The sequence below is a fragment of the Armatimonadota bacterium genome (genome assembly GCA_039679645.1).
GTDB lineage: Bacteria > Armatimonadota > UBA5829 > UBA5829 > UBA5829 > UBA5829.
Map to the genome: position 1 here is coordinate 63,422 of JBDKUO010000067.1, position 14,267 is coordinate 77,688.

The 14,267-nt window shown below is 52.2% G+C and carries 18 protein-coding genes; 16 read left to right on the plus strand and 2 right to left on the minus strand.

Annotation, left to right across the window (positions count from 1 at the left end; translation table 11 throughout):
* Genes ABFD83_14485 through ABFD83_14505 form a run of 5 tightly spaced genes read left to right on the plus strand, consistent with a single transcriptional unit; the run spans nt 1 to nt 4,512 of the window.
* On the plus strand, nt 1-678 hold the full coding sequence (locus tag ABFD83_14485; GenBank protein ID MEN6358277.1) for a hypothetical protein: 678 nt from the start codon (nt 1-3) through the stop codon (nt 676-678).
* Complete coding sequence (locus tag ABFD83_14490) at nt 675-818, plus strand: hypothetical protein (GenBank protein ID MEN6358278.1); 144 nt, start codon at nt 675-677, stop codon at nt 816-818. The genes ABFD83_14485 and ABFD83_14490 overlap by 4 nt, the downstream gene beginning before the upstream one ends.
* On the plus strand, nt 815-3,745 hold the full coding sequence (locus tag ABFD83_14495; protein ID MEN6358279.1) for a phage tail tape measure protein: 2,931 nt from the start codon (nt 815-817) through the stop codon (nt 3,743-3,745). Before ABFD83_14490 ends, ABFD83_14495 begins: the two co-directional genes overlap by 4 nt.
* Nucleotides 3,746-3,766: 21 nt before the next feature.
* Nucleotides 3,767-4,222, plus strand: coding sequence for a hypothetical protein (locus tag ABFD83_14500; protein MEN6358280.1), 456 nt, complete (start codon nt 3,767-3,769; stop codon nt 4,220-4,222).
* Nucleotides 4,219-4,512, plus strand: coding sequence for a hypothetical protein (locus ABFD83_14505; protein MEN6358281.1), 294 nt, complete (start codon nt 4,219-4,221; stop codon nt 4,510-4,512). Before ABFD83_14500 ends, ABFD83_14505 begins: the two co-directional genes overlap by 4 nt.
* Here ABFD83_14505 and ABFD83_14510 read toward each other — a convergent pair.
* Together ABFD83_14510 and ABFD83_14515 are read right to left on the minus strand one after the other, a co-directional pair.
* Entirely contained in the window at nt 4,509-4,778 is a 270-nt protein-coding gene (locus tag ABFD83_14510; protein ID MEN6358282.1) for a type II toxin-antitoxin system RelE/ParE family toxin, read from the minus strand. The two genes, ABFD83_14505 and ABFD83_14510, sit on opposite strands and share 4 nt — an antisense overlap.
* Entirely contained in the window at nt 4,762-4,953 is a 192-nt protein-coding gene (locus tag ABFD83_14515; protein ID MEN6358283.1) for a hypothetical protein, read from the minus strand. Before ABFD83_14515 ends, ABFD83_14510 begins: the two co-directional genes overlap by 17 nt.
* Nucleotides 4,954-5,012: 59 nt before the next feature.
* On the opposite strand from ABFD83_14515, the gene ABFD83_14520 reads away from it, so the two are divergent.
* The 11 genes from ABFD83_14520 (at nt 5,013) to ABFD83_14570 (ending at nt 14,183) form a co-directional block, all read left to right on the plus strand.
* Nucleotides 5,013-6,338 carry a hypothetical protein gene (locus tag ABFD83_14520; GenBank protein MEN6358284.1) on the plus strand — a complete coding sequence of 442 codons (1,326 nt, stop codon included), beginning with the start codon at nt 5,013-5,015 and terminating at the stop codon, nt 6,336-6,338.
* 20 nt (nt 6,339-6,358) lie between these two features.
* Nucleotides 6,359-6,661, plus strand: coding sequence for a hypothetical protein (locus ABFD83_14525; GenBank protein ID MEN6358285.1), 303 nt, complete (start codon nt 6,359-6,361; stop codon nt 6,659-6,661).
* Nucleotides 6,662-6,664: 3 nt separating this feature from the next.
* Nucleotides 6,665-7,342, plus strand: a complete 678-nt coding sequence (locus tag ABFD83_14530; protein MEN6358286.1) for a phage baseplate assembly protein V — start codon at nt 6,665-6,667, stop codon at nt 7,340-7,342.
* Between the two features lie 9 nt (nt 7,343-7,351).
* On the plus strand, nt 7,352-7,726 hold the full coding sequence (locus ABFD83_14535) for a hypothetical protein (protein MEN6358287.1): 375 nt from the start codon (nt 7,352-7,354) through the stop codon (nt 7,724-7,726).
* Between the two features lie 2 nt (nt 7,727-7,728).
* Nucleotides 7,729-7,989, plus strand: a complete 261-nt coding sequence (locus tag ABFD83_14540; GenBank protein MEN6358288.1) for a PAAR domain-containing protein — start codon at nt 7,729-7,731, stop codon at nt 7,987-7,989.
* Nucleotides 7,990-8,006: 17 nt separating this feature from the next.
* Nucleotides 8,007-8,597, plus strand: a complete 591-nt coding sequence (locus ABFD83_14545) for a hypothetical protein (GenBank protein MEN6358289.1) — start codon at nt 8,007-8,009, stop codon at nt 8,595-8,597.
* Nucleotides 8,598-8,612: 15 nt separating this feature from the next.
* Nucleotides 8,613-9,599 carry a hypothetical protein gene (locus ABFD83_14550; GenBank protein MEN6358290.1) on the plus strand — a complete coding sequence of 329 codons (987 nt, stop codon included), beginning with the start codon at nt 8,613-8,615 and terminating at the stop codon, nt 9,597-9,599.
* 122 nt (nt 9,600-9,721) lie between these two features.
* Nucleotides 9,722-10,510, plus strand: coding sequence for a GPW/gp25 family protein (locus tag ABFD83_14555; GenBank protein ID MEN6358291.1), 789 nt, complete (start codon nt 9,722-9,724; stop codon nt 10,508-10,510).
* Between the two features lie 3 nt (nt 10,511-10,513).
* Nucleotides 10,514-11,932, plus strand: coding sequence for a baseplate J/gp47 family protein (locus ABFD83_14560; protein ID MEN6358292.1), 1,419 nt, complete (start codon nt 10,514-10,516; stop codon nt 11,930-11,932).
* The gene (locus ABFD83_14565) at nt 11,932-12,471 is read left to right on the plus strand and encodes a phage tail protein (GenBank protein ID MEN6358293.1); all 540 of its coding nucleotides are present in this window, start codon (nt 11,932-11,934) and stop codon (nt 12,469-12,471) included. The genes ABFD83_14560 and ABFD83_14565 overlap by 1 nt, the downstream gene beginning before the upstream one ends.
* Complete coding sequence (locus ABFD83_14570; protein MEN6358294.1) at nt 12,468-14,183, plus strand: DUF4815 domain-containing protein; 1,716 nt, start codon at nt 12,468-12,470, stop codon at nt 14,181-14,183. The genes ABFD83_14565 and ABFD83_14570 overlap by 4 nt, the downstream gene beginning before the upstream one ends.
* Nucleotides 14,184-14,267 lie beyond the last annotated feature (84 nt).

Below are 14,267 nucleotides of genomic sequence, written 5' to 3' on the forward strand. Positions count from 1 at the left end.
ATGTATACATTTACTATACCAAGCAGGTCAGATATTGATATTCGAGAGATGACCGGCGTCGAAGAAGAACTACTGACGAACCAAAAGCTCATTCGATCCGGTGACGCCGTAAACCAGGTACTTGCTAATTGTATATTACGCATCGGTGAAAGTGACGACGTTTCGACCAAACAGGTGCTGGATATGCTCTCGGGCGACAGGCTGTTCGTGTTGGTGAAGCTCCGGCAGATATCACTCGGCGACGAAGTCGAGCTGGAACTCACTTGTCCCAATCCTGCGTGCCGCGCAAAGAATCGGGCTGTGGTCAATCTGGACGATTTGACCGTCAATCCTTATCCGGACGAGAGAGAGTTTGTGTTCACACTCCCGTCGTCTGGAGCAAAGGTGCGTTTCTGCTATCTCGATGGCCATAAAGAAAAGCGCCTGTCTCAAATGCAGGAGCCATCTATTACTGCTGCTATGCTTATCCGTATTTTGGATGTCGACGGCAACCCGCCATCCAAAAAGGTTCTGGCCGAGATGTCTATGCGCGACCGCAGTGCGCTCAGGGCTGAAATGCTTCGTGTAGACGCTGGTATAGACACATCCATTGAGTGCGACTGTGATTCGTGTGGCGCTCGAATCCGGAGTCGCCTGGAGGCTGAACCCTCTTTTTTATTCCCAGGAGTTCGGTTGTGAGAGATGCGTTCTTCCTTGCTTACGGCGGTCTGCACTGGGAATACGCGCAGGTCGCGGGGCTGCCATTGCGTATCCGGCATGAATTTGTCGAGGCTCTGGAAAAGCAGTTGGATTTTGAAAGGCAGGAACTGCGCAAATGATGGGTGATCTGGGCCTGGGGATAATTGTCACCTTGAAGGATGCATTCAGCCGTAATGCTGCACGGGTGCAGTCATCGATGCAGTCTCTGGATGCATCCGTCGAAGCTGCAAGTGAGAATATGACACGCAATATGGGCTTCATCGAAAAGGGAACTATGATGATCGGGGCGGGTCTTGCGCTGCTCGCACTTCCCGCTGGTCTTGTTGCATCGACCGCAGCAACTCAAAAGGCTCTGGGTGAACTTGCATCCGTTGGCGTCAGAGATTTCAGAGCGATGGAAGATGCAGCCGAATCGTTTACTAACAAGTGGTCAGGGACTCAGAAAGCCGAGTTCATATCGGCGGCATATGATGTGAAGTCAGCGCTGTCGAACTTGAGTGATGAAGCAGTAGGCATATTTGCGTCAATGGCTGCGCTGACTGCCAAAGCGACCAAAGCCACAACCCAGGAGATGGTCGGGACATTCACCACGGCATACGGCATCTTTAAGCCTATGATGGCCGACATGTCCGATATGGACTGGGCGAAAATGTTTTCCGGTGCTCTTTCCCAGACTGTAGCATCATTCAAGACCACCGGCCCCCAGATGGCGGAGGCAATAAAGAACATCGGTGCGATTGCGGCAGCATCCAATGTGCCTTTGCAGGAACAGCTTGCAATACTCGGACAGCTTCAGACTACTATGCCTGGTTCTGAGGCAGGAACACTATACAAAGCGTTTATGATGAAAGTCGCCGAGGCAGGGGACGAACTGGGCCTCAGCTTTGTAGATGCAAGTGGCACACTCAAGGGGATTGTGCCGATACTTCAGGAACTCAAGACCAGGTTCCCAGACCTGTCGCAGGCTGCAGCACAGGTAAAGCTCAAGAAAGCATTCGGGTCCGATGAGGCTGTGCGGTTCCTGCTGCAGATGTCGGCAGGTATGGGCCAACTCGAAAGCAATATCCACACTGTCGAGGAGGCGATGGAATCCGGCACCGTGGTGACCGAGAAAATGGCGCAGGCAATGAATATAGATATCGGTTCGCAGTACGGACTCATACGCCAGCAGTTCACGAATCTTCTGGAGATTCTCGGACGCACATTTCTGCCGGTAGTGCTGCCGATTATGCATGGAGTTTCAATGTTTATTTTGTATCTTCAGAACCTGGCGAGGTCCGCTCCAGGCGTGACACGCGTAATGCTGACACTATGCGCCGTGCTGGGTCTGCTGCTGGTGGCAGTTGGAAGTGTTGTATCCGTGATAGGGACAGTTGGATTACTGCTTCCGGCTGTCCAGGCTGGAATTGCCGCGATAGGGCCGGTTTTCGCCGGAGTCTGTGCGGCGATATCCGCGTCGTTCTGGCCGGTGGTTGCCGTAATAGCAGCCGTTGTACTTGCAATCGTGTTGTTGAAGCGTGCATGGGAGACCAACTTCGCCGGTATCAGGACTGTGGTTCTCGGTACGTGGAGCAAAGTAAGTCTTGTATTTCAAGGCGTTCTGGCTCTAATCGGCTCACTTCGGAATGGTGCAGGTCAGATGTCTGCGGATCTTGCCCAAAAGCTTCAAGCCGAAGGATTGATGGGGTTCGTGACCACTGTTTTCCAGGTCTATTTCCGCGTGCGGCAGTTTCTTACTGGACTGTGGCAGGCGTTCTCATCGGCGTTTAGCAAGGTTCGCGCGATTCTTGAGCCTGCGGTACGCGTCCTGATCGGTGCCTTTTCCGAACTTGGAAAGGCTCTGTTTTCTGTCTTTGGCGCTTTTGGAAAAGCCGGAACTGCTGTGAATGCATCGTCGTTCCAGAATGTTGGAGTCGTACTCGGCAGGATTCTCGGAGTGATAGTGCAGATTACAGCCTATGTTTTGAAGTTCGTTATTTCCCCGCTTGTGTTCATCATCAGGACTGTGGCCCTGGTTGTGCGGGCTGTCGTGTGGCTTGGTCGAACCATTGTTAGTGCATTTATTGCCGCTGCGCCGGTGGTCTACAAGTTCTATCTGCCGCTTCGGATGCTGGTGCAGGGACTCCTGATGGTCGGCCGGGTTGCATGGTCGGTATGGCAAATACTTACTGGTCAAATATCAGTGGTCGATGGCCTGAAATCCATCGGCAGCGCAATTTATCAGTTTCTCACGACTCCATTTCTATGGGTTCGGGACGTGGCATCATCTTTGTGGACGGCGATTCAAAGCGGGGCGGCAACGACAATGGGTGCACTCAGGACATTCTTTGGTGGCATTGTCGGCTCAGCATCCACAGCATGGATATCTATTCGTGGCGCGGCCGTGAGCGCTTTTGCCAATATAGTCAGTGGTCTGCGCAGCTTGGTTACGAACGCATTCCAAAGCGGACGGTCCATTATGACCGCTGTAGCTTCAGGAATCCGCAGTGCGATCACCGCGCCGTATGAAGCTGCGAAATCGGCACTTGCGAAAATAAGAAGACTGCTGCCGCACTCGGATGCTTTGGAAGGGCCTCTTTCCACACTTACGAGAAGTGGATCGGCGATGTTGGAAGCATTCAGCTCAGGGATCTCAAAGGCATCCAGTTTGCCATCGCAGGCTTTGCAGCAGGCATTTGAGTTTGCAAGGTCGGCTGCACTGCCAACGGCAATTGCTGGAACTATGGCTCTCACACCGTCTATTGCTGGTGCTGTGCCCGAATCGCACATGCCAGTGGCTGTTACTCACAGAGAAAGTGGAGCGATGAACACCAGGCAGGCGACGTTACTTTCCGGCGTGCGTGGAACATCCGGCTTTGGTCGGAATGCGGATTACGACGCTCAGAACCTGCAGCCATTACTTCAGGCTATCCTGGCAAAGTTGGATGCTTTGGGTGACAGGCCAATAGATGTCTCGGTGACTACGAATCTTGACGGCCGAAAGATAGCTCAGGCTGTTTACAACGACATTCGCGATAGAAAGGTCAGGAATTATGAGCAAGCCTGAACTTAAGCCGTGAGTTCCGAGTTGAGGAAGATAACGGGCTATCTGGTTGATGTGGTAACCCGGGAGTCTCTGGAGTTTCAGTATAACCCGGACGATATCACTGACGAGAAGAGCACGGATTTCGCAACGATAAAGATTCCTGGGATGAGCCACCCGAGGTACCAGTTTGTTTCCGGCGAGGCAAGGAAGATTGCATTCACTGTTGTGTTTTTCAAAGGTTCGGTGAAACAGAAAGTCGCCTGGCTGCAGTCACTTTTGTATCCGCAGCACGACAAGACGATACTCAAAAGCGCGCCGCATAAGGTGCTGTTCTTTCTGGGTGACTTGTATCCCGGTGTGCTTTGCATTGTGCGAAGCGTCCGCGCCAGATACTCATATATGTTCGACGAGAATAGCCTGCTGCCGCAGCATGCCGAGGTAGAGATGCAGTTGGAAGAGGTTGTGGTCAAATCGGTGAGTTATAGCGAGGTTCGATGATGATTGGTGTGGATTCCCGATATGCCGGTTGCGTGCTCTATGTCGACGGCAGCGATGAGTATATCGGCAGCAGGGAGCGTATAGACGCAGCGGCCCAGCCGGATGATATCTTTCACACCGTAGTCGAGGGCGACCGTGTCGACCTCATTGCTCACAGATATTACGGACGGGCGGAGTTGTGGTGGGTCATCTGCGATTACAACGACATTTTCTTTCCGTTGGCGATTGATGCAGGGACTGTGCTGAGATTACCTTCTGTTGAGCAGGTGGAGATGAGAGTACTGAGCTAATCATAGACTTCTCGTCTGTGTCGAACACGGGTTATTATGATCTGGCGTGAGGCATCATCGACATTATACACAACGCGGTAAACGCCGACACGGACGCGGTAAAGGCTCCCTCCTCCTTTGAGTTTGAGAGAACCTCTCGGACGAGGATCATAGCACAAGGAATCGATAGTCTTAATTACACGCTGCTTGACATCTGAAGGAAGGGAGCGGATTTCTTTGGCCACGGCCTCACGAACTACTATCAGGTATTCAGGCTTGTTGGGCATTCTCGTTTTCCAACTCGGCCTTCAGCGTTTCCCAGGGAATTGTGGGTTCATCCTTGCGAGATTCGGAGACTATGACGTCCTGGAAGTCTTCCCAAAGCTTGCCCCAGTTTCCGAGGTCTATCATAACGGCTTTTTTCTTGCCGCTGTCATCGATAAGGTAGCTTATGCCGCGCATAGGCGAGCCTCCTTTGATTCGGTAATTACACTACCATTATAGCCTATTTCGCAGAGCAAATGAACAACGACATTTACCAACCAACATTCCTTGTAGAAATCGAGGGCCACAGGCTCTCGAAAGACATAACGCACGAGATAACCTCTTTTGTCTTTGAGGACAACGAAGAAGAGATGGATATGATGGAGATCGCAGTAACGGACAGAAACCTGCAGTTTGTGGATGATCCACTGTTTCAGGAGGGCAACGAGATTGTTGCCCGCTTTGGTTATGCCGGTGATCTATCCGGCCTAAGAATCGCCGTCATAAAGGAAATAGAATACGACTTTCCGGATGGTGGTGACCCTACAATCCAGCTTAAGGCATATGATAAGGGTCATAAACTGGCCGGCAAACAGATTCAGCGGGTCTGGCAAAAGGCTGCTCCAGGTATTCTTTTTTCGGAGATCGCCGAGCAGATTGCCGGTGAACACGGCTTGACTCCCGTAGTGACAAAGACTATCGGCAGACATTTGCGAGTAGCACAGGGGAGTTTGTCCGACGCGCAGTTCCTGAAACAACTGGCAGCAAAGAGTCGCGATAGGGATGGGAAAGGAGCGGCAGGCTATGTTTTCTATGTTCAGGATAATGAACTTCACTTTCATCCCAGACACCTCGAAAAGAGGCCCGCCCTGATATTGGAGTATTTCGCTGACCGTGAAGGAGTGCTGCGTTCGTTCAAACCGTCGACTCAATCGCAGGGTGTAAAAGGAGCAGGCACGGAGACTAAAGTGGTGGGAGTCGACCCTCGGAAGAAAGGCCGAATCGAGCATGTTGCCAATAATACAAGCACTTCTGACAGGACATCACTCGGCGGGAAAACATACCTTGTGGACGGAAATTCCGGTGACAGCAAATATCGCAAGCAGGAATCAGGCAAAATTGTTCCAAGCTGCGACCGATCCGAGAGTTTCCACGAGGAACCGCACCAGGAACCGGCGCAGGATATGGCCGAGAGCCGGTTCAAGGAGGCTGAACTCAGACAAGTCGAAGCTACCGCCGTGACAATCGGCATCCCCACTTTGGTCGCAAAGCAGAACATAGAAGTTCGCGGTGTCGGTCGAAAATTCTCCGGTGTATATTACTGCACATCTGTGCGCCACATTTTTAGCGGCGGCTATTCCTGTGAACTAAAACTCAAACGAAACGCTCTCGGCAAGGGTGCCGGTGCAAAATCGGTTGACTCTGGCGGCAAGAAGAATGAACTTGCAGCACCCAGGCAGCCCAAACGAGCCGTGGCAAAAGGAGGCAAACAGACCAGACAGCCGACTGCCCCGCAGCCGGTGAAGCCGAGGCCAAAAATGGTGAAAGTGAACGCAAATACTGGCCAGATCATTAAGAGCTGACGATTGGAGAAGCGGAAAAGATGAACGATGTTTACAGACTCATAGTTGAAAACAAAGATGTGCTCATTACATTTGTTGTCGCGCTCGTGGCGGTGATAAAGCTCACGGCCTGGGGCAAAGCTCGGGCTGCCGCACTCGACACGGTGGTTGGAATTATAGAGAAACTCGGCGCAGGCAGCGTAAAACTTGGCGTTGCTACATCTATGGTCAAATTGTCCGAAGGCGCTCAGGATGCAATCACTGATTCCGTGGCCAAGGCCGACCCTAAGAAGACGCAGCCGAATATCATCATTCGGTTTCTGCGAGAACTCTTCAGGTTATAGGCAATGCTCCCATTCGAGGACGAGGAACACAAAGATCGCTACGCCGGAAAGTGGTACGGCAAGTACAGGGCATTTGTCAGAGACCATCATGATCCAGAACGATTGGGCAGGTGCAGACTGGAAATTCCGGCAGTGCTTGGTGTGGGTGAGGAGAACTGGTCTGACTGGGCGTCGCCATGCTTTCCCTATGGCGGAACCGACAACTGTGGCATGTTCCTCGTCCCTGAAGAAGGTGCATCGGTATGGGCTGAGTTCGAAGGCGGCGACGCGCAATTTCCAATATGGTCCGGTGTATGGCTTGCCGGGAGCAATCCCGGCGAGCAGCCTGATGAGTCAAAACGTCTATGCGATTCGGATATGTGCGCGGATTGCGGGGATATGACGGATCATGCGTCGAATCGGACAGATAATCTGGAGCATGCCAAGTTCCACGGCCACCCGCCGTTCTACTGCCCAAAGATGAAAGTGCTTGCCAAGACGCCGCTGGGTCACACGATACTGCTGGATGATAAAGACGATACAGCCTGTGTGCGAATTATAGATTCGTCTGGCCAGTCCATAACCTTGGAATCTGGCCGAAGAGTACAAATCGCCGACAAGGCTGGTAGCACCATTACGATGGATGCCGTGTCTGGTGATATCACAATCATATCTGCAGGTAATGTCCTGATTAACCCGTGAGGTAATGACATGAACGAGAATGAATGCAAAGGTCCGTCGGGCTGCGGTTGGGTGGAGAGCGAGCGATTACTCGCCCAGACATTCGACAAATGGCGTGCCGAGTTTCGGGAGATCCTTGAAAACCATCGGCGTGACATTCAGGATCGCTTGGAGGCCATCGAGCGGCGAATCGAGACCAAGTCGGATAGAGAGTCGGTAGACATCCTGGTTCGCGGTCTCAACGATGATCTCACCCGTCACGCTGAAGAAATACGCTCCCTCAAGTCTGAGGTCAAAACCAAAGTCAGCAGCGATACTCTGTGGAAGACTGCCGGGGTCGTAATTGCGCTGGGTGGAGTCATCAGCGGGATAGTGAGTGCTATTATAAGCCACTTCGGGAGGTAGATATGACAAGTTCAATTGCGCGGTTGGGCGACGGATCTGACCACAATGGAGTCATCATCACCGCAGCAAGCCGCACGTTCATAAATGGGAAACCGGCTGCGCGCAAAGGTGACTTGCACTCTTGCCCGATGCACGGGATAACACCCATTATTTCCGGCAGCGACCGGCTCCTCATAGAAGGTCAGCCAGCCGCACGCGTGGGCGACTCGGCTGCATGCGGGGCAGTAATAACCTCCGGCAGTCCGGATACCAGTGCCGGTTAGCATGAAAGGATAATAGATTGTCCATACATTTATATATAGACGCGCAGCTTTCGCAACAGATTTCAGAGGGCGATCTGACAAATCCCGATTCCGATACGTTCGATGGCTCGAACGGAGATAATAAAGATCGCCAGCTTTTTGTGGCAAACGAGCAGACAACTCTTGCCGAAGTATTGGATGCTGTTCAGTCAGCGATGGTTCTGGCAGTTCCACGCTTTAGTGACGGTGAAGTGATTATGATTGACTCGGAAGAAATGCGAGTCGTCTCTGGCGGAGGAACTACAACATTAATGGTCCAGCGTGCGCTCTACGGAACCCAGCCAGCGGCTCATGCGCAGGATGCGATAGTCTACAGCGCATGCAATTATTCCAGCCTGTTATTGGAACCGGTCGATACCTCTGGAACAGACGAGTCCTCCTGGTGCAAACTGGCATTGACACAGGCCGGACTGGATGCAGCCGTGCCGGGTGGGGGTATTTTTCTGAGCGACAAAAGCTTCAACGAAACCATATCATTTTGGCGTCGGATCAGCGTCCCTGCAGGCATAAGCGCTCAGAAAAAGACGGACATCAAACTCAGGCTGACCGGGACAATGAGCCTGGCGTAATCGAGGAGAAAAACTTTGGCAAATCACAGTTCATATCAGACGGCGAGCAATACCGCCGACCTGCTTGCAAAACTCAAGGATTTTTTAACGAATACTTGCGGGTGGACCCTGCACGACGACGGCATGGGTCAGGCGCAGCCCTACTTCGTCGCATACTCAGCCGGAGAGTCAGGACAGGAAGATATATATCTGCAGTTTATCGATGACTCCAGCACAAACATGATCTCCATCCGAGGAGCGCTTTACTGGGACGCAGCCAGTCATACAGCAGTGAAACCCGTTTATTCCGCATCGAACACCGGAATCGTCACGTCAGACTCTGCATCTTTCAACTGTTGGTTGTTTGGAAGTCTCGACAGAGTGTTTATCGTGACACGGATCGGCGCAATTTACAACCCTCATTACAGCGGGCTTATCAAGCGATTCTGGTCGGAGCAGATTGCCGTAACACAGGAAGCAGCAGGAGTCGGAAGCGACATCACTGTTTCGGTAAATGACGCGTCGATTCTCACGCCCGGCAAGTATTATATTATAAAAGACAACACCAACATCACGCGGGTTCAGATCACTGCAACGGACCTGGTTTCCAATCCAAACACAGTTACGATAGCCAATCTTTCGGCCGGTTACTCGGCAGGTGCAAAGATCGGGGAGGATCCGCAGCCCGTGATTATCGGCTACAGCAATCTGCCAGGCTGCCTTCTGCTGAACCGATATGATGGGTATGCCGGGCAATCGACCCACGTAGCATACGCCCGCGACTTTCAAAATTATCAGCTAAACAACTCTGACCCCGACAATAGATACGGCATGGTTGCAATGTTCCCGGTCTTCGTGACTTGTGAGGCGTCTAATTACAACGAACTGCGCGGTGAACTCATCGAGGTGTACTGCATTGGGCCGGGCGCTGGAGCGTCCGAGGATGTCATAGACCTTGGAACATCTACTTATAAGATGTTCAACAACTCAGGCGGCAGCAGTTGGCTTGCAGTAAAAGAGTAGCGATATGGCAGCAAAACCCGGTAAACCTGTCAAAGTCTCTATCCCACGCGGCGCGTATGGTGTTCGTCAAAAGCTCTTTATACACAATGGCAAAGCCATAAAGCTGAAAGGAATCATTTGGCGTGGCAACGCATAATGGCAAAAAGGCGGCTGTCCAAACTGCTGCAGGGGCTGTTACCCCCAGATTTCGATTTGCGGGGCTGCACAAGCCTGGAGTGCTCTACACATTTGAGGAAGCCGCAGGCGACGAGTTCGGCGTTCTTGGGGACATCTCGATTTTCGTTGCAGGCGGACACAGTACAGACTCGGATGTGCGCGTTGACGTGACTAACGCTGTGGTGATTGATGCTGACCTTGAGTTCACGATCACAAACGCTTTTGCCGCTCTTTGCGATCTGGAACTCATAGTAACAGAGCCGCTCACGATTACTGCCGATGTATCAATTCTGGTCATGTGGCCTGCAACTTCAAACGGCGGCGGTTCTACAGGCGAGACCAATAATCCGGCATTGGAGTTTCTTGGCAAGGGTCTGAAGTATCCGTTCACTTTTCAGAAGCGGTCCGGCGGTGCACAGATATCGACCGCGACATCATCAGATCACGCTCACATTCATGAGAGCATCCGACAGATACTTGGTACAAAAAAAGGCGAGCGGTTTATGAGACCTGACTTTGGAACTCGCCTTCACGAACTGGTTTTCGAGCCAAATGACCAGCTCCTGTATGGTCTCATTCGACATGATGTTATCGAGGCTCTGTATGCATGGGAGCCGAGGATTATTGTCACCGATGTTACTGTAGCAGCCGATGGCAGTGATGAGCACTTGGTGATTGTAAATATCAGTTACAGGCTTATATCTTCGCAGGTCGAGGGAAATATGGTCATCCCCTTCTGGCGCGAATTGGAGTAAAGTATGACAACCCGACGCGGCAGACTGCCGTATGTAGATAAAGATTATGATTCTATCCGTGAGGAGCTTATATCTCGGATTCCTCAACTCACTGAACGCTGGACTGACTTCAACTCGAGTGACCTGGGTGTAGTGCTCCTCGAGTTGTTCTCAGGGATCGCGGATATGCTCACATACTATATCGACTCCCAGGCGGCCGAATGCTATCTTCCGACAGCACGGCAGCGGCAGAACATCATAAATCTGTGCTCACTGATAAGCTACAAGCTCCATGGACCAATTGCTGCAAGCACTCAAGTTCAGTTCACACTGGATCAGGCGTTGACATGCGGCATCCTGATTCCATCCGGCACGGCGCTCCTGGCGCCGGACGAGGCCCTCGAGGTGCCCTTCATCACCGTTCAGGATGTGAGCATCCCCGCTGGTCAGACTCAGTGTGATGTGGATGCAATCCAGGGTCAACTCGTGATAGAAGAGTTTGTAAGCACCGGTATCGCCTGCTCAAGTATAAAACTGGCCCGCACGGATGTGGCACACGGCTCTATTCAAGTGTCGGTATCCGGCGTTGAGTGGACACAGGTCGAACACTTCGTCGAAAGCAGTTCTGACGATACGCACTACGTTCTTGCTACAGACGGATTGGACAATGTGTCTATCATATTCGGCGACGGCAAGAATGGAGCTTTCCCTGGTAATGGAAAACAGATACAGGTAACGTATCTGGCGACGTTTGGTTCCGACGGCAATCTCGCGCCTCACCGGATTACGAAGATGCTGTCTACCATATATATGCAAAGCGGCGAGAGCGTGCGTTTTACAATTGACAACCCCATCGCGGCAACGGGTGGGGCGGACAGGGAATCGCAGGAGCATGCAAAGCTCGTGGCCCCGGCTACCGTGAAGTCCACCTGGAAAGCTGTGACAAGGGATGACTACATTGCTCTGTGTCTTGCGTTCCCAGGCGTGGCTAAGGCTAAGATTCAGGACATAAATGATGATCCCGGCCTGCTGATCTACAGCGTCAGGATTTGTATCGCGCCGGAGGGCGGCGGGCTGCCGTCGCCTCTCTTGAAGTCTCAGATCCTCGACTATCTTGATTCGAGGCGGCTTCTGACGATAGATGCTGGTATAGTCGATCCGGTCTACATTGCGGTCGATGTCAGTGCCGATCTCTACATATACCCAGGTGAGGTTATTGAAACAGTCCGTGAGCGGGCACAACAGGCACTGGAAAATTACTTCGACTTCGATAACCAGGACTTCGGACAAAAGCTTTATCTGTCCGACCTGATAGTGCTTCTGGACGGAGTGCAAGGTGTGAGCCATGTGGTCCTTCGTGAGCCATTCGCGGATGTTCTTCCAGGAATACGCGAGATACCGGTTCTAGGCAGCGTGGCGCTCACCATAGCGGAGGTGCAGTGATGAAGCCATTTGCCGAGAGATTGTTGGAAATGCTGCCTGACATATATGCGGAATGCGATACCTCCGGGGATTTAAAGGCGCTGCTTGCAGTAATAGGGCCAACACTTGATGAACTGAAATCCCGCATAGACGGCATTACCAGTCTTGCGTCACCTGTCGATTGTCTGCCGGATTTCCTGGCGTATCTTGCTGCCTTAATCGGTGCAACGTTTGACACGACGACGAGCCCGACGCCTCAGCGCAGGAGTATTCAGGAAGCCATAGAGAGATACAGGCGCACCGGCACTACAGCCGCGCTTGTCCGAGACCTTGCCAGGCTAGGCTGGGCAGGCGAAATAGTCGAGACTTACCATTCGGTTCTACGCCTGAATTACAACGCGAAACTCAATCACCAGAAACTGCCGGGCATAAAATACAACCACGGGATTTATGGAATTACTCAGCCACTGGAGGATAGTGAGTTCCTGGAGATAGCCGCCAGGCACCAGCCGGCAGGAACAATTTGTTGGATCGAAGAGGAGGAGATTGAAATATCATGACCGACAGTACATTCGACGCGGCTAGAAACTACAAGAAAATCTGCTACAGGGTGGACAGGGACCTCTTGAATACCGAACTCAACGAAGCCCAAGACATAGCGGCTCACGAAAGAATGGCCCTCCTCGATAAGATTCTAGCGCCGGGGACGATCCTTTCGGGCTTGGTGGGAACTGTAGCTGGCAGCGATGTGACAATTGCCGATGGTATCGTCTATATCGACGGCTGCGCTGTGAATGTTCCTGGCGCAGCGCTGTCGTTTCCAGCGTCCGGCGACTACATTATATATGTGGATGTGTTCCGCAGAGAGGTCACGGCATCAGAAGATGCGTCCCTCGTGAATCCGCTCACCGGAGAGCCGACAGCAGAACGAGAGAAATGGATCGCCGCGCTGCAGACACGCGATACGTCAGGTGATCCGCTCCCAGAGGGAGCGCTGTCCAGAACAGTTGTGCCGGTGTACACCTTTGATGTCGACACAGGAGAACTTCGACCATATGTCTGCATCTCCAGTCAAGGCAGCGACATCCTTTCGATACTGGCGGATCACATCGGTCATGCCGGACTGGAACGCCACCCGGCTGTAAGTTCAGAATCCGCTGGTTTCATGACACCGACCCAGCTTGCCGATCTTGAATCCAAGGCTGAGAATACCGACCTGACAGCCCTATCGAGCGCTCTGAACACACACAAATCATCATCCGATCACGACGGCAGGTATTTTACCGAGACCGAGTCCAATGCGAACTTCGCTCCGAAATCCCATGTCGGTTCGGGCGGCACAGCTCACTCGAATGCAACTACTTCAACTGCGGGATTTATGGCACCTGCTGATAAGACTCAAATTGGCGACCACGAGACACGTATCGATACAATAGAGGCTGCACTGCCCGGAAAAGCTGATAATGCGGACGTGACCGCTGTCTCCAATGCCTTGAGCGCACACAAATCGTCATCAGATCATGATGGCCGATATTACACAGAAACCGAATCCAATGCCAACTTTGCTCCACACTCACACATCGGTTCCGGCGGCACGGCTCACTCAGATGCAACCACATCCGACGCTGGTTTTATGGCACCGGCGGACAAGACCCAGCTTGCAGATCATGAGACCAGGATAGACGCAGTTGAGGCTGCGCTCCCTGAGAAGGCCACAGAAGTTGAACTGCAGGTGCTTGCGACTGCATTTACCTGGCACAGGACATCTAATGACCACGATGGGACATATTACCCTAAAACAGAGTCCAATGCCAGATATTCGCCCCTGCGCTACTTCCAGGACCAGATGAAATGGTACTGCGGATACAGCTATGATGGCGTCAGTTTGTTGGAATATGGAGTAATGTCCGCGAATAACGGCATGATCTGGCAGGGCAAGTGCGACGCCAACTCCGAGCATAAATTAATGACTCACCTGAAAGCTACGTCATACACGATAACAGCGCTTTTCGAGTTCTATCACATAACCGGCACCCTGACAATGGAAACCGGCAGCAGGGTAACCCTCGGTGACCCCGGCACGTATCCGCCGAAGGTTCCGGGAGGCAAAATATATCTGGTGCAAATCTATCCCGACAGCTACACAAATGCGATTATCCATGTGTCCGGATCGGGGGATGTAGGGTTCAGTCTGAATATTTTCCCGGGCGATAACCGCCAGCTTTGCCGTGCATTCGATCCCGGCCATGAAGACGACCAGTCGTATACATAGAATAACAAACACACTCTGACTGGATAATCCGCGTGTCAATACCAGTTTCTCGCTGAACACTCTCAATTGACTTGACATCCCTGC